The following is a 17,139-nucleotide window of genomic DNA, read 5'->3' on the forward strand; positions in this document are numbered from 1 at the left end:
ATGACCGTCCTGTCCAGCCCCGACCTGACCGAGAACCTCACCACCTCCCTCCGCTGGGCCGGGCACGCGAACCCGGAGGCGTTCGTGACGTACCTGCCGCCCGGCAGCCTGCCCGAGCACCACTTCGGCGCCCGCGGCATGGACCGCGCGTACTGCGCCCTGATCGCCACGCTCGCCCGGCACTTCCCCGGCCTGCACCCGAGCGACCTCGGCAGGCACGCCACCCGCGCGCTGAGCACCCTCGCGCACACCCTGATCCACCCGGCGTCCCGCGAGACCCTCACAATCCGCCTCGCGGCACTTGCTGACCCGCATGTGCACCTGACGCCCGGCACGGCCGGTCACGCGCTGAGCGCGGCGCTGCACACGGCCGTGCCAACCGGTGTGCTCTTCACCGCCCCGCAGCGCTTCGACAGCTACGAGTCGCTCAACGCCCAGCCGGTCCTGCCCCACGACCTCGCCGGTGCGGTGCGCGCCGCCCTGGACTGCGGGGTGGCCCTCCGCGGCGAGGCCGCCGCCCTGATCACCAGCGGCGGCCTGGCCACCGGCCTGATCGACCTCACGTTCCCTCAAGTGCAGAGCGTCGCCACCACGTACGGGTCGGTCGCACCCAGCCACACCACCCTGCCCGCGCACCTCACCCTCACCGGCCTGGCGGGCACCACGCTGCCGTACGCCGAAGCGGACCGGCTGCGCATGCACCTGATCCGGTTGCTGCCCAGCCTGCCCGTGCAGGTGACCCTCAGTGACGGGCACGGGGACCACCAGGCACTCCGCCGCGCCCGGAGCGCCGCGCGGCACGACCAGCCCCGCGGCGTGGACGTCCGGGCCTTCTGGGCGGACGCCCTGCACGCCCTTCAGTCCCTGCCCTTCACCGACGAGGTGTGGGCCGCGTTCGCCCTGGAGGTCGAGCAGGACTTCGACCGGGACCCGGCCGACGACCCCAACCCGTTCATCTTCCCGCAGGAGACCTATTTCGGGCTCTGAAGGCGGCGCCCAGCCAGGCGGGTCACATACTGAAGGGCATGAGCCTGCGCGCCTACGAGACCGTTCTGCTGCTGCCCCGGACCACCCAGGCTGCGCAGCTCCACACCCACCTGCGCCAGCAGCTCAGTCCCCGCGCCGCGCACGTCACCCGCACCGGCAACGCCCTGCACGTCACGTTCGGGGACGTCACGTTCGACCTGCACCTGCGCGACGGCGGGACTGTCCCGGCCGGGCACGGCCTGATCGCCGCCACCCTCGGCCTCGGCACCCCCGCGCAGCACCTGACCCTCAGCGGGGAGGACGACCCCGACCAGCGCGCGCAGGGCCGCTACCTCGCGCTCACCCGCGCGCTGCGCCACTGCCTGCCCGGCGCCGTGTTCTTCCCCGCGCCCGCCCCCCGAGCACTGCAGGCCTGACCCCGGCCCGCCCGGCCGTGAACCGACGCTCACCCGCCCGGCGGGTGACGGAGCGGGCATGCCAACCCTCCGCCCGACCGTCAGCATCACCCAGGCCGTGCAGCCCGCCGACCTGAACCTGATGCACTTCGGCACCCACCTCTTCAACGCCGTCAAGGCGCAGCTCACCCGCCCGATCATGACGGTGGAGGTCACCGTCTGCCGCGGCGGGACCGTGGCATGTACGGCCGTCATTCCCGCCACGGACGGCGGCCTCCGCCTCCGGGACGTGCAGCCCCTGCACCGCCAGCTGCGCAGCCAGGACCAGCTGGTGATCGTCCCCCGCACCGACCCGCACCTCGTCCACCCACGCGCCCGCGCCTGACCAAGATGCCGCCCATGACCCCCCACTTCCGCGCCGGCGACACCGTCCGGCTCGCCCATCCCGGTGACACGCAGGCCGAATTCGACGCGATCGGCACCGTCCAGGAAGACAGCCACCCCCGCACACGGCAGACCCGCGTGTCCTGGCACGCCACGCCCGAGTTCAGCCAGTGGCTCGACACCCGTGACCTGCAGCGCACCTCCCCCGGAGGCGTCCCCGCCCTGCTCGCCGCCATGATCCGCACCGAGCAGGCCACGCGCGCCCGGCGGTCCTGACCCGCGCCTCAACCCCACTCACCCCTGCGGGGTGGCCGGGCGGTGAAGTTCGCTCCAGCAGGAACTTCACGGCCGCTCGCCCCCATTCACCTCAGGAGCTTCATGAAAAAGATTCTGCTTGCCCTCAGCCTGATCCTCACCGCCGCCCTGCCCGCCGCCGGCCCCGCCCAGGCCCAGACGACGGTCGCCGACCCCACCGTCGCCCCTGCCTACGTGCCGGAGGACCCCCTCTACCCCTGGACGACGTACACGTACCGCAAGGTGATGTCCCGCATCGAAGGGCCCTGGTACGCCCGGTACAACCGCTGCAACTGGGAGATCACCCGGGTGTACCACCGCATCGACGGCACCACCACCAGCGATTACGGAGGCATGACCGGCACGCAGGGGGCCAGCGTGGCCATCGGCACGCCGCCCCCCTGCCCGCACCCGGCCGGAGACGGCGACTACTAGACGCCCCGCTCACCCACCATCCTTGAGACTGCCCCCGGCGGAAATGCCGGGGGTTGACTCATGATCCTGGTGCGGACGAGTACCGGATGCTCAGCAAGGCTGGCGCGGCGTCCAGCGCAGGTGCTTTCTCGCGACCACCCACGCGCTTCCATACTTGAGGTATGACGCATCCATCCCTGGCCCTGTACGGCGAGGCTTACGCCCGGGTCGACACGTTCATCAAGACCCTCCTCGACGAGACCGGGATCAGGTACGCCATCTTGATCGACCGCAAGGGCTTCATCCTCTCGCACTGCGAAAGCCCCTGGGCGCCCCGCCCGCCGGAAATGGCCGGGATCGCCACGCTCGTCGCGAGCAACTTCGCGGCGACCGGCACGCTCGCGGACCTGCTCGGCGAGGAGGAGTTCACCGAGCAGATTCAGCAGGGCAAGAACGGCACCCTGTACGTGGATGCGGTCGGGAGTGAGGCGCTCCTGGCGCTGATCTTCGACACGAGCGTGCCGCTGTCGAAGGTCAAGATGCACTCCAAGCAGGCGATCCGGCGCGTGTCGGAGATCCTGCTGCAGCTCAAGAACCTCCCGGTGCCCGAGCTGGACGACGATTTTTCCGAAGGCGCTCTGGGTATGCTGGACGACCTGCTCGGGTGAGGTGAGATCATGAGCCAAATCAACTTCGCACTCCGCGAAATCAGCTGCAAGGTCGTGTATTACGGCCCCGGCATGGGCGGAAAGACCAGCAACCTCAAGCACGTGCACGCCAAGGTCCCCGAGGACCTGCGCGGCAAGCTCATCTCCGTCGAGACCGAGGATGAACGCACGCTGTTCTTCGACTTCCTCCCTCTGGACCTCGGGACTGTCAAGGGCTTCAAGACGCGCTTTCACCTGTACACCGTGCCCGGACAGACGTTCTACAACGCCAGCCGCAAACTGGTGTTGCGCGGCGTGGACGGCGTGGTGTTCGTCGCGGACTCGTCCCCGCACCGCCTGCGCGCCAACGCGGAGAGCATGCGCAACCTCCGCGAGAACCTCAAGGCGCACGGCATCGACCCGGACACCCTCCCGATGGTCATTCAGATCAACAAGCGGGACGTGCCGGGCGCCCTGCCCACCGACATGATCCGCGCCGTGATCGACCCGGACAAGCGCTACATCACCTTCGAGGCGCAGGCGTCAGCCGGGCTGGGCGTGTTCGAGACCCTCCGCGACATCAGCCGCCTGGTCCTCGAACGCCTCAAAGGCCACGGCGCCAAGGGCGGACCGGCCGCGAAACAGGCTTGAGACCCTCAGGAACACAGAGGGGGCCGCGCACGCGCGGCCCCCTTTTTCGTGCGGTTACAGGGTCTCTTTCAGGTGGGTGGTCACCATGGCGCTCACCGTGGTGCCCTGCTCGGCGGCCTTGCGGATCTGCCCGGCTTTCTCGGCCCGGCTGAAGGGCAGCCAGAGCGCGCACGGTCCCCTCACCCCGTGCGCTCCTTCTCCCCCCTTCAGGTCACGTCCTCTCCCAGAAAGTACGCCTTGCACTGCTCAAGCCCGAGCACCGTCACCGGCACGTGTGGCACCCGGAGCCAATGGTCATGCGTGAGACGCAGCCGGTCGGAGACGACCACCTGCCCATCAAGGACATCTCTGGAAATCCCGTCAGGCTGATAGCCCAGTTTTCTGGACACCCCCTGGGAGGACGCGTTGTCCTGAAAGACCTCCGTGCGCGCTGCGACCGCCCCAAGGTGCTCAAAGGCGAAATGCAGGAGGGCCGTCCGGGCTTCCGTGCCATAGCCTTTCCCTTGAAACTCCAGTCCCAGCCATGAGCCGGTGGTGACCTCGCGCAGAATTGAAAACTCCTTCCCTCGCAGGGACACCATCCCGATCGGCATGCCCTCGGCAAACACGCCGAGATTCAGGACCCAATTGGTGGTTGCCCACTCCGCTTTGCAGCCCCAGTGGTTCTGAACGACGAACAACCCACGTTGTTCGGGTGGCAGGTCCGGCCAGGGCGTGAGAAAGGTCCGTTGCCCCGGCCGGTTCACGCCAGTCGCGGCCACTTCTGCCAGTGCCCCCAGTTCGTCTTCAGAAGGGAAGCGCAGTTCAAGGCGAGGCGTGCGGAGAACCAGGCCGTACAGCGGCCAGTACTTGTTGTTCATCGGCTGAGCATAGTGGGGCTCGATCAGCGGGGCGTGTGCAGGTGGGCGGCCAGCGGATCAGCACGCCACTTGCGGCACAGTGTCAGGGGCTGGCGATTCACTCAAACAGCAGAGACCGAGCCGCCATGATCATGCAAAAGAAGGTAAACACACTCAGCGCAGTCACGATCCAGAGCAGCCAGATGCCTGGACTCTTGACGCGAAGCACGCTTTGAGCGGGTTTCCTGGGATTGAAATGGACCTTCACGGCCGTGCCGGCTGGATGCGACTCAATGACCTGGTGTGCGGTCCGCGCGGAAAAGTAGGGGACGGCCATCTCGCCATCGTAGGTCTGTGGCCCCACTTCATACTGAAAGACGATGTGCGCGTTGTAGGCAGGCAGCCTCCCCACCGAGTCGCTTGTCGACGTCTTCGTTCCGGTGACGACGCCATCGGTCACGTGCCAGTTTCTTGATCCAAACACTGCTTTGAATAAGAGGGTCACGAGCGCCCCGCCGCTCATGAGTATCAGGAGCATCAGGGGCATCACAATGGGTGCGTCATCGGCCATCGTGGTCAGCCTACCGGAAGGTCGTTCCGGTCCAGAAGCGTGGGTGTCGACCCCGAATGACGAGCACGCCCAGGCGCGGGGGCTGTGGGCGGAGGGACGGCTGCGCCAGTCGCCGTGACGAGCCTTTCACCCCCGCACCCGGGGGTGATGGTGCGCCCATGACGATCACCGCTCCGCTGACTTCCACCCCTGCCGCAGCGCTCGCCCGGCGCCTCGGGAGCACGCCGATGCCCCACACCACCCCCGCCGGTCCCCTCTGGACGGACGGGCGGCGCGTGATGCTCGCCGGACGCGTCCTGGACCACGACGACCTCAGCGGCCTGTGCGCCCTGCTGCTCGGCCAGCCCGTCCCGGACGACCACCCGGTCTTCCGCAGTCAGGCCCTCACGCCCCTGCGCGACCTTCCCCGCTGCGACCTGCGCGTGCTGCCCGCCGAGAGCGACCCGGACTTCCCCGACCAGGACGGCCCGGACGACGTCGGCCTTTCCCTGCGCGTCGGCGGCACCTGGCATCTGGGCCGCGTGATCTCCCAGGCGAGCGGCTCGTGTGCCTGGCACGAAGAGGTGCATCTCGGCGGGGACTGGATCACCAGCGTCACCCTCTACCCCGGGTACAGCGACGAGGACTGCCGGGACGCCGTGCGGTACAACGGCGCGCACCCCCTCGCCCGGCAGCTGTTCCCGGAACAGGTCACCCGCTGGGACGACGCGCAACGCCACGCGGAGTGCGCGGGCCTGCTCGAAGCGAGCGGCGTGTTCCTGCCCCTGCCGGACGGGACGCTGCACGCCAGCCTCGTCCCCCGCGGGCACGCCGCCGGGCCCGCCCTGCGCCTGATCGCCGTCACGGGGGGGGCCCACGTCAGCGCCCTCCTGCCCGCCGCGGACGCCCAGGGCCTCGCGCAGGCCGCCGAGACCCTCACGCCCTGGCACACCCCGGCCGTGCACTTCGTCCCCGACACGGGCACCTTCCGCCTGACCGCGCCCCGCACCCACTGGACCGGGAACCCCCAGGCCCCGGAGAGCGTGCACGCCACCGCGGCCCTCACGCTGCCCCCCAGCGCCGCCCAGGGCCTCGCCCGCCTGATCCGCCAGCACCTGCCCCGCCCGAAGGTCGAACAGGGCGACGACCTGCCCTTCTGACCTCCTCCGTCCGGCGCCCCGCCGGTCGAGGGCCGCTGAACCCCAGTCACGGTCCAGGCGCGCGGAGCGGTCCCTCCCCGGCCCGGACCGGCCCTCACCGCAGGCGGTCCAGGCCGGGGCATGACCCTCCCGAATCCCCGCCCGCGCGTCCTGATCCGCACCGCCGCGCCGTTCACCGTCACGCAGTGGAGCTACGAGAGCCCCCACAACAGCGAAACGCTCACCCGCGCCATCACCGCCGCCCTGGACGCGTTCCCGGACGGCGTCCTGCTGGACTTCACCGGCGCGGTCGTCGGCGACCTCGCCCTCCACACGGCCTTCACGACCCTGGCCGACACCGGCCGCGTGCACGCCGGGAACCGCCACCTGCTGGACCTCACCGGACTGGACGGCCGCGAAACCGCCGCGTGGGCCGCCCTGGAGGATGCCCTCGCCGACGGCTTCACGGCCGACGACCACGCCGAACTGGACCGCGAACGCATGCTCAGCCAGCTCGCTGTGGAACGCGCCCTGCGTCACGGCACGCACGTGTGCGGCCTGGTCATCCAGGCGCACGGGCCCGGAGAGGTCCGGGTCATGCACGCCGAAGGGCAGCTGAGCCTCCCCGCCGCGGACGCTGCGGCCCTCGGCGAGGCCCTCTGCGGCGGCCTCCCCCTGCACCGGGGTGACGTGCACGCCCACACCGGGACCCTGACCTTCACCAGCCCCAGTGCGCACTTCACCCTCCATGACGGCTTCACCACCGCGGGCCCCGCCACCCTGCACTGGCCGCCCACCGACCGACTCCTGATCCGCGAGGTCCTGCTGGTCGCCGCGCAGTTCAGTGCAGGGGAAGACGCCCTCTCACCCGCGCGGCCGCGGGTGCCCGGCCAGACATGACCCCCCTTCCCTCCGTGGACCTCAACGAGTCCCTGCAGCTGCACGCCGCCCCCGGCGGGATCATGCTGCAGGACCACCGCGGCGCGCTTCCCGAAGGCCCTCACGACGCCCTGGACGTCCTGACCCTGCTGGACACGCACGTGCCCGGCTGGGACCGGGGCGCCCCGGTCCGGCAGACCCTCACCGCCTGGCTGCGCGACCCCAGCCCCCGGCACGCCGAAGCCGCGCAGGACGCCGTCCTCGCCGACCACCACGCCCACTTCCCGCTCACCGCGCGCATCCAGGCCTGCCCGCCCCTGCGGCAGGAGCTCATCGCCCAGATCCAGATGGACAACCCCGCCAGCGCCACGCTCCGCTTCCAGGCCACCCTGACCGGCGCGTGCCTCGCCTGGGGCGTCCTGCCCGACCCGGCGGCCCTGCACGCCCTGGCGACTCAGGCCCTGCGGTTCCGCCAGGCGTCAGCGGTGCAGCGGACGTGGGACGCGGCCGCCCCGGACCCGGACGTCCAGCGCGCCCTGAAAGCCCTGCATCACGACCCGGCCTTCGTCGCGCTCCTCCAGCACGTGGCCGTGCACGCCGGGGATCACCGGCACGCCCTGCACGCGCTGATCGGCGGGTGGCTGCTCGCCTCCGGGTACCCCCGCACCGTCTGGGTGGACGCTGCTGCCGGCGCCCTCACGTTCCACGCCCAGCACCCGCAACCCGGCGACCCCCGCCCGGCAACGCCCGCGGCTCCCGGCGCGTAAGGGAAGCATGCGACCGGTCCTGGCCCTCCTCACGGCGTTTCTCAGCATGGTGCTGTGCAACGCCCTGATCGTCACCTTCGCCCCGGAACCGGCCCACTGGCCGCTGATTCTCGCGGGCGACCTGATGGTCATGGCCGCGTTCGTGACCGCCTGGTCCGTGCGCCGCCCGAACTCCTGACCCGGTGGGGCCGTGCCAGACTGCCCTCATGCCCCCGGAGCGGCGAAAGACCATCACCCTGGCCCTGTACGCGGCCGCCGCCCTGCTGTTCGCCGTGACCGGCGGGATGTACGGGTCCATGGGCCTCGGCGTGCACGCCGCCGTGTGGAGCATCGCCGCGGTCGCCTGGATCGTCGGCTTCCTGCGGCAGCGGCGATCCTGACCGCCCCCAGTAGGCTGAAGGCATGGAATCCGCCGTCCTGGTCCTGCTGCTCGCGCTTCCTGTCCTCCTGTTTCTCGCCGGACGCTCCGGCGTGCGGTACCGCTGGACCGACGACGCCCTGGTGGTCCAGGCCGGCCTGCGGCGCGCCCGCTTCCCCTACGCCGCCACCCACGCCCGCCTGACCGCGCAGCCCCTCGGGGCCCGGTTGTGGGGCACGCAGGCGCCGGGCACCGTGACCGGCCGGTTCGCCCTGGACCGCGCTACGGTGCACGCCCTGGCCACCACCGCCCGCCCCGCACAGGCGCTCGTCCTGCGCCGCGCCGGTCAGCTGTACTACGTCACCCCGGACCACCCAACCGAGCACCTGCCGCGCTTCCTGCCCGAACATGCCGAGTAACTCGGCCCGTGCCCTGACCGGGCCGCCACCCACCCGCGCCCCACACTGACCCCAGGAGGCCTGAATGATCCTGACCGCACTGCTGCTCGCCCTCGCCGCCGCCCTGTACGCCACTGCCCCCCGAGCGCCCCGCCCCGTTCCCATCAAGGTCCACGCCCGCCGCTGACCTTCTTCCACCCCCCGGAGACGGGGGGTGCGCCCTGTGGCTCCACGGCCCTCACCCCTCCCGGGGTGCCGGGCCGGGCATGTCCCCTCACCTGAACGCCCTGCACCGCGCCGCGGACACCTGCAACGCCCTGCTCAACCCTGGCGGCCCGGCCATCACCCTGCGCACTCACGGCGACGAGGTACACCTCGCCCGCGACGGCGTCCACGAGACCTTCACCCTGCATGGCCACCAGCTGCAGGGCCGGGGCGGCACCTTCAACATCCTTGACCCCGCCCAGGCGCACCAGGCAGTCCTCACCGTCCAGCCCACCGACGTCACCACCGACCACGACCTGACCCTGCTCGGCCTGGACGCCGCCGCACTGGACCTCGGCGCCACGGTGCGCCTGGCGCCTACCCTCCGCTGGAAGTCCGCCTGCTGGATGACCCCCGTCCACCTCCACACCCCGGACGGGCACACGGCCTGGCTGGCCCTGTTCCGCGCCGACTACGAGCGCGGCGGGTTGTCCCTCACCGCTGGAGCCCACTGGCTCGCCGCGTACCTCAGTCCCCTGGACGAGGAACTGCGCGTGCTGATGGCCTGCACCGACGAGGAGAACGCCGAGGACCTCGGTGCCGCCCCCTGTCCGGTCCCGGACCACGTCACGCCCGCCCGCGTCCGCGTGCATCCCGAGGCCCTCCTCGCCCTGCTGCGCGGTGACGCTCCCGCCCGAGAGCACCTGGTCCCTGCGGACTTCCACCAGCGCCCCGAGGCGTACGAGGACCCCTCACTCACCGTCACCCGCGCCGCCCTCCAGGCAAGGCGCCAGCACGACCAGCGCCAGGCCCGCCGGCACAGCTGGACCGACGCGGGCGGCCTGGCCTTCTGAGCCCCCCGCCCCTGAGCAGATCTTCTGAACAGCCCTTCACCCGTGACCGGGTGGGAGACGCGGCATGACGAAACACCTGTTCGACGCCACCACCGCCACCGGCGAAGCCTTCACTGTCGACACCGGCTGGGAACGCGGCCGCCAGTGCTTCTTCCTCACCGTCTTCGCCGGGGAGGACGTCCGCTACGACAGCGACACCGACGCCCGCTACTTCCCGCACGGCATGCGCCTCCCCGACGTCACCAACGTCCTCAGCGGCCTCGGCCTGGCCCTCCCCGAGACCGTCCGCGCCGCCCTGACGCAGGACGAGGCCGCCAACGCCGCGCCGTACATCCGCCACCACCCCGCCGCCTGACCAAGGCCCGCCTCCACCTCGGGGGCGGGCTCTATTCCCTGTCGTCGCCCCGTCCCCTGTTCACGCCTCCGGAGGCCCCCATGCCCAGCGCCACCCCGACCGCCCCCACCAACAGCGCCCCGAAAGCCCCGGCCAAAAAGGCCACGACCGCCAAAGCACCGCCCGCGGCGCCGCTGCCCATTCCCATGAACGGTCACGCCCTGCAGATCCGCGTGACCCGCAAGGCCCTGAGTGAAGGCCTCGCCCTGATGGAACGCGTGATCCCCTCTCGCAGCAGCAACCCGCTCCTGACCACCTTGAAAGTCGACGTGACCGACGCCGGCCTGACCCTGAGCGGCACCAACCTCGAACTTGACCTGTCCTGCTTCGTGCCGGCCGAGGTGCGCAACCCGCAGCCGTTCATCGTGCCCGCGCACCTGTTCGCGCAGGTGGTGCGCAACCTCGGCGGGGAACTCGTCGAACTCGAACGCACCGGCCAGGAGATCACCGTGCGCGCCAGCGGCTCGGACTTCAAACTCCAGACCGGGGACCTGGGCGCCTTCCCGCCCCTGCGCTTCCCGGACGAGACGCACCTGAGCCTCGACGCGGCCGAACTCGCCCGGGCGCTCGGCAGCGTGCGGTACGCCGCGAGCAACGAAGCCTTCCAGGCAGTGTTCCGCGGCATCAAACTCGAACACCGCGGCGACCTGGTGCGCGCCGTGGCGTCCGACGGGTACCGCGTCGCCCTCCGTGACTTCCCCGGCAGCGGGGACGGCCGCACCCTGATCATTCCCGCCCGCAGCGCCGACGAACTCGTCCGCGTCCTAAAAGACGGCCAGGCCCGGCTCACGTACGGCCCCGGCCTGCTGACCGTCACCACCGACCGCGTCCGCATGAACGTCAAACTCCTCGACGGGGACTTCCCCGACTACGAACGCGTCATTCCCCGCGAGATCAAACTCCAGTTCACGGTGCCCGCCAGCGTCCTGCAGGACGCCGTCAGCCGCGTCGCGGTCCTCGCCGACAAGAACGCCAACAACCGCGTGGAGTTCCTGGTGTCCGGCGGGACCGTGCGCCTCACGGCCGAAGGCGACTACGGCCGCGGTCACGACACCCTGGCGGTCGAGCAGAGTGGTTCCCAGCCCGCCATGAGCCTCGCCTTCAACGCCCGGCACGTCCTCGACGCCCTCGCCCCCATCGAAGGGGACGTGCAGGTCAGCCTGTCCGGCAGCACCACGCCCGCGATCTTCCAGAGCGGCGACTACCAGGCGGTCCTCGTCACCCTGAGGGTCTGAGCCCCGGGTGGTCAGGTCAGGCGGGCCGACCACCCCCGCGCATGCCAGCATCCCCGGACATGAAGCGCCTCCTGACCCTCACCGCCGCCGCCCCCCTTCTCCTCGCCTCCTGCGGCAAGAGCGCAGAGTCGGCCATGAAGGGCTTCTGCTCGGACCTCAGCGCCGGCCGGTGGGAGCAGGCCGTCACCCGCCTCGGCGCGGAGGGCGACCTCCAGGACACCCTGAAAGACCCGCAGGCCAGGCAGCTGATGAACGCCATGCTCGGCACCGCGAAATGCAAGGTCGTCGCGGCCAAGGACCACACCGTCACCCTGGAGATGGACACCGTCAACGGGCAGGCCGTGGCGACCACCGTGATGGCCGACGCGATGGGCATGGCCCTCACAGCCGCTGCTGGGGGACTGGACCGCGACCAGGCCCTTCAGGACGCCCTGGTCGCCAAGCTGATCGCCGGGCTGACGAGCAAGGACGCGCCCCGCAGCGTCAACCGGGTGGACGTGGAACTCCAGCAGGAGGGCGGCGAGTGGGTGCCGATGGAGTCCAACGACCCGTTCGCGTCCGCCCTGACCGGCGGCATGGACAAGTTCGGCGAGTAAGCACCCACGACACCTTTGCGTGGTTTCCCAGAGCGATCTGGTGAACTCATCGTTCTGGAGCGCGTTTTCCAAGGAGGGTGGCTGATGCCCCACTGGACCAAAGCTGTCGTGACCAGCAGCCTGATGGCCGCGCTGGTGTGCACGGCCCTGAGCGCCCGCCCGGCTCTGTCCCTCCGCCCTGGCGCGCGGGTCAGTGCCTTGGCGGGCGTCACGGTCACCGCGCCGCTCCGCTGGCGACCGGCTGGGGTTCAGCGCGTACAGGTGACCGTACAAAGCGTGCCTGAGGCGGCGTTACCTGTGCCTCTCCCTTCCGGGGTGACCCTGGCCACGCCCGTCTACCGGGTGCAGGCCCGACCGGCCGTGCAGACGGCGGACGCGGGCCGCTTCGAGATCCGCCTGCCGGTCACCGGCGGCGCCCTGGTGCCTCTGCGCCTGAACTCGGACACCGCGGACCGCGCCCCGGGTGCGTCCGTCCCGCTGAAGGCCATGTGGGTGTCGGACTCCCAGGCGCGCGTGCAGGGCGGAGTGGCCGTGTTCGAGACCACGACGCTCTCTCCAGAGCCGCAGTACTTCGCGGTGGCCCGCATCGCGGACTGAACTGGTCACATCCAGCACCGGAACCACCCACCTGCCCCCCACCATGAACGTGAGATGAAACCGAACGCCAAAACCGCCCTCATCGCCACCGCCGCCCTCCTCCTCGGTGGGGCTGGCCTCGCCGTCGTCGCCGGCCAGCAGACCCAACGGGACGTGCAGGCCCAGCTCGGCCGCACCCAGAAGGCCCTGAACGACTCCGGCATCGCCAAGATGGAATCCGGTCCCTTCCAGGGCAACGCCCTGGGCGGCACCCAGGTCACCAAGATCACCCTGATGCCCACCAGCGCCGACCCCCTCGAGGTCACCCTGACCAGCCGCGTGTACAACGGCCCCTTCCCGCAGGGCAAGGCGTTCGGCGCGGCGACGGTCGTGACGGACGTCAGCTTCCCCCCCGAGATCCAGAAGCCCCTCGACAAGGCGTTCGGCGGCCAGAAGATCCAGCTGCGCACCCTGGTGAAGTTCGGCGGGAACAGCGTCACCACCTACCACGTGCCCGCCGGGCAGTTCACCGATGACGGCATGAAGGCCAGCTGGAAGGCCGCGAGCGGGACCGTGAGCACCCTGGGCGAGAAGATCACCGGCAGCGGCCAGTGGCCCGGCCTGACCATGGAAGGCGAGGGGAACCTCGTCACCGTCGGCGCGGCCCGCTGGACCATGTCCGGCGACAACGCCAGCGACGGCCTCGGCAACGCCAGGTCCTCGATGACCCTCGGCAACGTCGCCGCGACGATGGACGGAAAACCCGTCTTCGCCATGGGACCGCTCACCGTGGAGAGCGACGTGAAGAGCGACGCGAAGCTCGTGACCAGCAGCGTGAAGTACCACCTCGCCAAGGCCACCTTCCAGGACACGACGCTGGACAACGTGCAGCTCAACCTCTCCTTCAAGAACCTGGACCGTAAAGCCCTGACGCAGCTGAGCTCCCTCGACACCGACGCGAAGGACTTCGACCCCCAGGCCATGGAACCCATCCTCAAAGCGCTGATGGCGGCGTCCCCCACCCTGTCCCTGGACCGCCTGTCCGTCGGAAGCGGCAAGGACGAAGTCGTGATCACCGGCGCCGCCGCCCTCAAGGCGAGCCCCGACACGGACTGGAGCATGGCTCTGCTCGCCCCGGCCACCCTGATGTCCGCCGTGAAGGTCAACGCCCACGCCGAAGGGGAACGCCAGGCCGTCGAGCGTCTGGCAGCCCTCTTCGCTCCGGACGCGGACACCGTCACGACCATGCTCGACATGGCCACCGAGCAGGGCATGCTCGTCCAGAAGGGCACGCGCCTGGTCTCGGACGTGCAGTTCGACGACCAGGGCGTGAAGGTCAACGGTCAGACGATGGAGTGACTTCCCCCGTACCACCCTGGGAAGGGAATCGGCCACGGCCGGTTCCCTTCACTCCTTTCACCCCGCCACGCGCGGGGTGAATGCGTTCGCGTGAACCCTCTCAATCCCGCGCCACGCCGCGCCGCCACCCACCTCCCTCCTACGCTGGAAGGGTCATGAGCACCCACACCTTCACGCACGGCGACCTGCGCGTTCAGACCGGCTGGGACCGGCCCCTGCAGTACTTCTACCTCGTCATCGAACGCCACGATCCCGCGTTGGGCCGCACGCTGGTGTACTGCAACCTCGACGACCACCAGTCCGCCACGGGTGGCCTGACCCTCGCGCAGATCGAGGCGCGCCTCGCCGAACGCAACGTGCCCGTCCCGGCCGGCCTGCTCACTGCCTTGCAGGAGGACCAGTCCGTGAACCGCGGCAACCACCACGTGGACTGGACGGCGGCCGCGCTCGCCTGATCGGCGCGTTCACCCACCCGCCCGGACACTGACCTATGCCCTGGCCTCCTGCCCTGACCTGCCCCGCTCCCGTGCATGCCCCCCTGCCCACTCCAGATGTCGAGCTGGTGCAGGCCCTGGCGCGTCACGGCGTGCCGGTCGTGGCCGGCCGCGCCGCCGCGCTGCGGTCCTGGGGCCTGTCCTGGACGGACCCCGATCCAGTGATGGACCAGGCGCCCACCTGGGAGGACGCTCTCCTCGCCGCGCACGACCACGCGCAGGACCGCATCCGCACCGCCCGCGTGCGCACGTTCGGCCAATCGGCGCTCGGTCTGGACCTCGGGCACTGGACTACCCAGACCGAATCACCTGACACAGCCGTGGCGGCCTGGGCCGCGCACCTGCACGCGCTGGCGGACCGAGCGGCGTTCCTGCGCCGGCACAACGAACCCTGGGGCGGCGGCTGCAGCCTCTTCGCGGAACCTGTTCAGGAAGCGTCCGTGGATGACGCCCGCGAGGTCCTGCGCCAGATGGGCGTGGCCGACACCGTCAGCGGCCTGGTGCAGCGCGACGCGACCGTCTGCCTGCTCGCCGACCACGCGGACCTGATGATCTGCGACCTGTACGGCCAGATGGTCCTGCGCGCCGGGGGTGAGACGCGCGTCCTGCCCGGCCCCGGGTACGCCCTGCTCACCAGCGCCCCGGTGAGCCTGGACACGCTCCTGCACACCCCGGACGCCCAGTGGGACCGGCGCGGTACCGAAGCCCGCGCCCGCACCTGGCAGGTCATGCGCGGCCACTGGCCCGAGTGGTCCGTGCCCGGCTGGTGGGTGGCCGCGCCGTGCGCGCACAGCGACGCGCTGGTCTTCCATGCCGCCGACCCGTACGGCCCGTTCCTGCGCTGCACTGCACCCCCAGGCGGCTGGGCAGCCCTGGAATTGCCGCGTCCCCTTCCCCGGAGCCCTGAATGACCCTGACCGCGCACCCTGGCGAGATCACCGCCAACCTCGAACACCCCGAGCAGATCCGCACCGCGATTCACGCGTACCTCAACCACAACCCCGCCGTCGCCCACCTGTACCGCACACTGCTGCAGGAAGGCGATCCGAGCCGCACGACGCTGCTGCTGTTCACGATCGCCGTGACGCTCGGGTACCCCACCGATCACGTGCTCGAGCAGGTGCTGTCCGACCTTGATGACCACTACCAGCAGTCGGTCGGCAGCCGCCCGGACAACCCCGTGACCGAACTCGTCCTGCACGGCGCGACATTGCGCCCCCGCGACCACAAGGTGATCCTCCGCGGCCGCATCGCGCAGGTCACCGAGCACGGCGCGCCCAGCAGCTACCGCGCCGGGCAGGAGTTCGAGGGGACCATCAGCAGCACCCGCGACGGGCACTACGTGCTGCACACGCCCCTGCGGACGTACCACGTGCACGTCCAGGCCGAACCCGACCCCCAGGACAAATCCCAGGCCGGAAAGACCAAGCGCCGGACCTGAAGACCCCCACCCGAGGTTCCCATGACTGACACCCTTGCCAAGACTGCCGCGCCCACCGAAGACGCCCTGCACCTCGACCACACCCTCAGCCTCCCCAACGTCCTGCACCTCGCGCTGAACCCGGCCGTGCGGGACGTGCTGGCCCTGTACCTGGACGCCGCGGCGACCCTCGCCCGGGGCGGCGGGGTGTTCCCCGGCACCATCGGCCAGCTGTGCGACACCCACGAGGTGCTCACCGACCACCTGCAGGGCGAGGCGCAGAACTTCATTTCCCTGCCGTTCGTGCAGTACCGCGCGGACGGGGAGGCCGTGCGCTACCACCTGGACGCGGAGTGCAGCGCCGACGGGCACCGGCAGAGCAGCGAGCGTCTGCTCCAGCTGCACGCCGCCGGCGGCAGCGGGGAACTCGACCGGGACCTGGGCCTGCTCAGTGACCTGCACGGCCTGCTCGCCGAAGCGCACGAGCGCCTGGACGCTGAAGAGGCTTCACCTGCGGAAGCGAAGGTCACCCAGGTCCTCGCCCTGCTGGCCGAACCCCGCACGGCGCACTCCCTCGAGGAGGCCGACGAGACGTACTACCGGCAGAGCATCGCCCACCTGCAGGCGCAACTGGAGGCCGGCCGGTCGTGAAGCCTGGCCTGAGAACGCGCCGCTCGGGGCTGGGCGACTGAGGAGTTGACCTCGTGCGCCTGACCGTTCGGGCTCTGCGGGCATACTTGCGCGCATGACGTCACCTCTGAAGGTCATTCTTGGTGCAGGGAGTCAGGCCTGGGCGGGTTGGCTGCCCACGCAACGCGAACAACTCGACCTCACCAACCGCGCCAGCTTTGAAGACTATTTCGGTGACCGCCGGGCCGATGCGTTCCTGTGCGAGCACGTCTGGGAACACCTGACCCTTGAACAGGGCCGGGCGGCCGCGCTGCTGTGCTTTGACTTCCTCAAGCCGGGTGGATTCCTTCGCTGCGCGGTTCCCGACGCGAATTTCCCGGACGAGGAGTATCAACGGATCGTGCAGATCGGCGGACCGGGGCCAGCCGACCACCCGGCCGCCGATCATCAGATCGTGTATGACGCGCCCCTGTTCAAGGACGTCTTTGAGCAGGTCGGCTTCGAAGTGGAGCTGCTGGAATACTGCGATGAGCAGGGGCGTTTCCACTATCACGGGTGGGATGTCGCGACCGGGCCGATCTATCGTTCGCTCATGCTCGACCACCGCAACCGCGACGGCAAACTGGGAAATGTTTCGATCATCGTGGACGCCAGGAAACCTGAATAAGCGTCAGT

At 70.4% G+C, this 17,139-nt stretch carries 27 protein-coding genes; 24 read left to right on the top strand and 3 right to left on the bottom strand.

Annotated features, from left to right (window positions below; translation table 11 throughout):
• From DFI_RS19310 to DFI_RS19340, 7 genes are all read left to right on the top strand, one after another.
• Positions 1 to 987 carry a hypothetical protein gene (locus DFI_RS19310; protein WP_027462785.1) on the top strand — a complete coding sequence of 329 codons (987 nt, stop codon included), beginning with the start codon at positions 1 to 3 and terminating at the stop codon, positions 985 to 987.
• A 38-nt stretch (positions 988 to 1,025) separates the two neighbouring features.
• Positions 1,026 to 1,403, top strand: a complete 378-nt coding sequence (locus tag DFI_RS19315) for a hypothetical protein (RefSeq protein WP_027462786.1) — start codon at positions 1,026 to 1,028, stop codon at positions 1,401 to 1,403.
• Between the two features lie 58 nt (positions 1,404 to 1,461).
• Entirely contained in the window at positions 1,462 to 1,767 is a 306-nt protein-coding gene (locus tag DFI_RS19320; protein ID WP_027462787.1) for a hypothetical protein, read from the top strand.
• A gap of 14 nt (positions 1,768 to 1,781) precedes the next feature.
• Complete coding sequence (locus DFI_RS19325; RefSeq protein WP_027462788.1) at positions 1,782 to 2,042, top strand: hypothetical protein; 261 nt, start codon at positions 1,782 to 1,784, stop codon at positions 2,040 to 2,042.
• A gap of 102 nt (positions 2,043 to 2,144) precedes the next feature.
• Positions 2,145 to 2,495 (top strand): hypothetical protein, encoded by a 351-nt coding sequence (locus DFI_RS19330; protein ID WP_027462789.1) that lies wholly within the window; start codon positions 2,145 to 2,147, stop codon positions 2,493 to 2,495.
• Positions 2,496 to 2,656: 161 nt separating this feature from the next.
• On the top strand, positions 2,657 to 3,142 hold the full coding sequence (gene mglB, locus DFI_RS19335; protein ID WP_027462790.1) for a GTPase-activating protein MglB: 486 nt from the start codon (positions 2,657 to 2,659) through the stop codon (positions 3,140 to 3,142).
• A 9-nt stretch (positions 3,143 to 3,151) separates the two neighbouring features.
• The gene (locus DFI_RS19340; protein ID WP_027462791.1) at positions 3,152 to 3,772 is read left to right on the top strand and encodes a GTP-binding protein; all 621 of its coding nucleotides are present in this window, start codon (positions 3,152 to 3,154) and stop codon (positions 3,770 to 3,772) included.
• Positions 3,773 to 3,826: 54 nt separating this feature from the next.
• Here DFI_RS19340 and DFI_RS21015 read toward each other — a convergent pair whose 3' ends face one another.
• From DFI_RS21015 to DFI_RS19350, 3 genes are all read right to left on the bottom strand, one after another.
• Positions 3,827 to 3,955 carry a hypothetical protein gene (locus DFI_RS21015; RefSeq protein WP_276345327.1) on the bottom strand — a complete coding sequence of 43 codons (129 nt, stop codon included), beginning with the start codon at positions 3,953 to 3,955 and terminating at the stop codon, positions 3,827 to 3,829.
• 23 nt (positions 3,956 to 3,978) lie between these two features.
• A complete protein-coding gene (locus DFI_RS19345; RefSeq protein WP_027462792.1) occupies positions 3,979 to 4,632 on the bottom strand; it encodes a GNAT family N-acetyltransferase in 654 nt (217 codons plus the stop codon).
• A 97-nt stretch (positions 4,633 to 4,729) separates the two neighbouring features.
• Positions 4,730 to 5,182 (bottom strand): DUF3592 domain-containing protein, encoded by a 453-nt coding sequence (locus tag DFI_RS19350; RefSeq protein WP_027462793.1) that lies wholly within the window; start codon positions 5,180 to 5,182, stop codon positions 4,730 to 4,732.
• Between the two features lie 158 nt (positions 5,183 to 5,340).
• Between DFI_RS19350 and DFI_RS19355 the strand changes: the two genes are divergently transcribed.
• The 17 genes from DFI_RS19355 (at position 5,341) to DFI_RS19425 (ending at position 17,131) form a co-directional block, all read left to right on the top strand.
• Positions 5,341 to 6,321: a hypothetical protein gene (locus DFI_RS19355; protein ID WP_027462794.1), complete on the top strand. Its 981-nt coding sequence runs from the start codon at positions 5,341 to 5,343 to the stop codon at positions 6,319 to 6,321.
• Between the two features lie 120 nt (positions 6,322 to 6,441).
• Positions 6,442 to 7,200 (top strand): hypothetical protein, encoded by a 759-nt coding sequence (locus tag DFI_RS19360; protein ID WP_027462795.1) that lies wholly within the window; start codon positions 6,442 to 6,444, stop codon positions 7,198 to 7,200.
• Complete coding sequence (locus tag DFI_RS19365) at positions 7,197 to 7,946, top strand: hypothetical protein (protein ID WP_118376056.1); 750 nt, start codon at positions 7,197 to 7,199, stop codon at positions 7,944 to 7,946. The genes DFI_RS19360 and DFI_RS19365 overlap by 4 nt, the downstream gene beginning before the upstream one ends.
• Positions 7,947 to 7,953: 7 nt before the next feature.
• Positions 7,954 to 8,124, top strand: a complete 171-nt coding sequence (locus DFI_RS20460) for a hypothetical protein (protein ID WP_155864540.1) — start codon at positions 7,954 to 7,956, stop codon at positions 8,122 to 8,124.
• A gap of 28 nt (positions 8,125 to 8,152) precedes the next feature.
• On the top strand, positions 8,153 to 8,326 hold the full coding sequence (locus DFI_RS20465; protein ID WP_155864541.1) for a hypothetical protein: 174 nt from the start codon (positions 8,153 to 8,155) through the stop codon (positions 8,324 to 8,326).
• Between the two features lie 22 nt (positions 8,327 to 8,348).
• Positions 8,349 to 8,723: a PH domain-containing protein gene (locus tag DFI_RS19370; protein WP_027462797.1), complete on the top strand. Its 375-nt coding sequence runs from the start codon at positions 8,349 to 8,351 to the stop codon at positions 8,721 to 8,723.
• Positions 8,724 to 8,968: 245 nt separating this feature from the next.
• The gene (locus DFI_RS19375) at positions 8,969 to 9,760 is read left to right on the top strand and encodes a hypothetical protein (RefSeq protein WP_027462798.1); all 792 of its coding nucleotides are present in this window, start codon (positions 8,969 to 8,971) and stop codon (positions 9,758 to 9,760) included.
• 64 nt (positions 9,761 to 9,824) lie between these two features.
• Positions 9,825 to 10,115, top strand: a complete 291-nt coding sequence (locus DFI_RS19380; RefSeq protein WP_027462799.1) for a hypothetical protein — start codon at positions 9,825 to 9,827, stop codon at positions 10,113 to 10,115.
• 185 nt (positions 10,116 to 10,300) lie between these two features.
• On the top strand, positions 10,301 to 11,389 hold the full coding sequence (dnaN, locus tag DFI_RS19385) for a DNA polymerase III subunit beta (RefSeq protein WP_118376075.1): 1,089 nt from the start codon (positions 10,301 to 10,303) through the stop codon (positions 11,387 to 11,389).
• 59 nt (positions 11,390 to 11,448) lie between these two features.
• Positions 11,449 to 11,985 carry a hypothetical protein gene (locus DFI_RS19390; RefSeq protein ID WP_027462801.1) on the top strand — a complete coding sequence of 179 codons (537 nt, stop codon included), beginning with the start codon at positions 11,449 to 11,451 and terminating at the stop codon, positions 11,983 to 11,985.
• A gap of 84 nt (positions 11,986 to 12,069) precedes the next feature.
• Positions 12,070 to 12,582, top strand: a complete 513-nt coding sequence (locus DFI_RS20470; protein ID WP_155864542.1) for a hypothetical protein — start codon at positions 12,070 to 12,072, stop codon at positions 12,580 to 12,582.
• Positions 12,583 to 12,636: 54 nt separating this feature from the next.
• Positions 12,637 to 13,920: a DUF945 family protein gene (locus DFI_RS19400; protein ID WP_027462803.1), complete on the top strand. Its 1,284-nt coding sequence runs from the start codon at positions 12,637 to 12,639 to the stop codon at positions 13,918 to 13,920.
• 155 nt (positions 13,921 to 14,075) lie between these two features.
• Positions 14,076 to 14,375 carry a hypothetical protein gene (locus DFI_RS20890; protein WP_027462804.1) on the top strand — a complete coding sequence of 100 codons (300 nt, stop codon included), beginning with the start codon at positions 14,076 to 14,078 and terminating at the stop codon, positions 14,373 to 14,375.
• Positions 14,376 to 14,410: 35 nt separating this feature from the next.
• Entirely contained in the window at positions 14,411 to 15,325 is a 915-nt protein-coding gene (locus tag DFI_RS19410) for a hypothetical protein (RefSeq protein WP_027462805.1), read from the top strand.
• The gene (locus DFI_RS19415) at positions 15,322 to 15,855 is read left to right on the top strand and encodes a hypothetical protein (protein ID WP_027462806.1); all 534 of its coding nucleotides are present in this window, start codon (positions 15,322 to 15,324) and stop codon (positions 15,853 to 15,855) included. Before DFI_RS19410 ends, DFI_RS19415 begins: the two co-directional genes overlap by 4 nt.
• 21 nt (positions 15,856 to 15,876) lie before the next feature.
• Entirely contained in the window at positions 15,877 to 16,485 is a 609-nt protein-coding gene (locus DFI_RS19420; protein WP_027462807.1) for a hypothetical protein, read from the top strand.
• 94 nt (positions 16,486 to 16,579) lie between these two features.
• Positions 16,580 to 17,131, top strand: a complete 552-nt coding sequence (locus tag DFI_RS19425) for a class I SAM-dependent methyltransferase (RefSeq protein WP_027462808.1) — start codon at positions 16,580 to 16,582, stop codon at positions 17,129 to 17,131.
• Positions 17,132 to 17,139 lie beyond the last annotated feature (8 nt).

It is taken from the genome of Deinococcus ficus, assembly GCF_003444775.1.
Classification (GTDB): domain Bacteria; phylum Deinococcota; class Deinococci; order Deinococcales; family Deinococcaceae; genus Deinococcus; species Deinococcus ficus.

Coding starts and splice junctions, on each gene's coding strand:
- dnaN (WP_118376075.1), top strand. CDS start 10,301: ATGAACGGTCACGCCCTGCAGATCCGCGTGACCCGCAAGGCCCTGAGT.
- DFI_RS19415 (WP_027462806.1), top strand. CDS start 15,322: ATGACCCTGACCGCGCACCCTGGCGAGATCACCGCCAACCTCGAACAC.
- DFI_RS19350 (WP_027462793.1), bottom strand. CDS start 5,182: ATGGCCGATGACGCACCCATTGTGATGCCCCTGATGCTCCTGATACTC.
- DFI_RS19330 (WP_027462789.1), top strand. CDS start 2,145: ATGAAAAAGATTCTGCTTGCCCTCAGCCTGATCCTCACCGCCGCCCTG.
- DFI_RS19355 (WP_027462794.1), top strand. CDS start 5,341: ATGACGATCACCGCTCCGCTGACTTCCACCCCTGCCGCAGCGCTCGCC.
- DFI_RS19360 (WP_027462795.1), top strand. CDS start 6,442: ATGACCCTCCCGAATCCCCGCCCGCGCGTCCTGATCCGCACCGCCGCG.
- DFI_RS19325 (WP_027462788.1), top strand. CDS start 1,782: ATGACCCCCCACTTCCGCGCCGGCGACACCGTCCGGCTCGCCCATCCC.
- DFI_RS19420 (WP_027462807.1), top strand. CDS start 15,877: ATGACTGACACCCTTGCCAAGACTGCCGCGCCCACCGAAGACGCCCTG.
- DFI_RS19340 (WP_027462791.1), top strand. CDS start 3,152: ATGAGCCAAATCAACTTCGCACTCCGCGAAATCAGCTGCAAGGTCGTG.
- DFI_RS19320 (WP_027462787.1), top strand. CDS start 1,462: ATGCCAACCCTCCGCCCGACCGTCAGCATCACCCAGGCCGTGCAGCCC.
- DFI_RS19315 (WP_027462786.1), top strand. CDS start 1,026: ATGAGCCTGCGCGCCTACGAGACCGTTCTGCTGCTGCCCCGGACCACC.
- DFI_RS19310 (WP_027462785.1), top strand. CDS start 1: ATGACCGTCCTGTCCAGCCCCGACCTGACCGAGAACCTCACCACCTCC.
- DFI_RS20465 (WP_155864541.1), top strand. CDS start 8,153: ATGCCCCCGGAGCGGCGAAAGACCATCACCCTGGCCCTGTACGCGGCC.
- DFI_RS19390 (WP_027462801.1), top strand. CDS start 11,449: ATGAAGCGCCTCCTGACCCTCACCGCCGCCGCCCCCCTTCTCCTCGCC.
- mglB (WP_027462790.1), top strand. CDS start 2,657: ATGACGCATCCATCCCTGGCCCTGTACGGCGAGGCTTACGCCCGGGTC.
- DFI_RS19425 (WP_027462808.1), top strand. CDS start 16,580: ATGACGTCACCTCTGAAGGTCATTCTTGGTGCAGGGAGTCAGGCCTGG.
- DFI_RS19345 (WP_027462792.1), bottom strand. CDS start 4,632: ATGAACAACAAGTACTGGCCGCTGTACGGCCTGGTTCTCCGCACGCCT.
- DFI_RS19365 (WP_118376056.1), top strand. CDS start 7,197: ATGACCCCCCTTCCCTCCGTGGACCTCAACGAGTCCCTGCAGCTGCAC.
- DFI_RS20460 (WP_155864540.1), top strand. CDS start 7,954: ATGCGACCGGTCCTGGCCCTCCTCACGGCGTTTCTCAGCATGGTGCTG.
- DFI_RS19375 (WP_027462798.1), top strand. CDS start 8,969: ATGTCCCCTCACCTGAACGCCCTGCACCGCGCCGCGGACACCTGCAAC.
- DFI_RS19410 (WP_027462805.1), top strand. CDS start 14,411: ATGCCCTGGCCTCCTGCCCTGACCTGCCCCGCTCCCGTGCATGCCCCC.
- DFI_RS19380 (WP_027462799.1), top strand. CDS start 9,825: ATGACGAAACACCTGTTCGACGCCACCACCGCCACCGGCGAAGCCTTC.
- DFI_RS19370 (WP_027462797.1), top strand. CDS start 8,349: ATGGAATCCGCCGTCCTGGTCCTGCTGCTCGCGCTTCCTGTCCTCCTG.
- DFI_RS20470 (WP_155864542.1), top strand. CDS start 12,070: ATGCCCCACTGGACCAAAGCTGTCGTGACCAGCAGCCTGATGGCCGCG.
- DFI_RS19400 (WP_027462803.1), top strand. CDS start 12,637: ATGAAACCGAACGCCAAAACCGCCCTCATCGCCACCGCCGCCCTCCTC.
- DFI_RS20890 (WP_027462804.1), top strand. CDS start 14,076: ATGAGCACCCACACCTTCACGCACGGCGACCTGCGCGTTCAGACCGGC.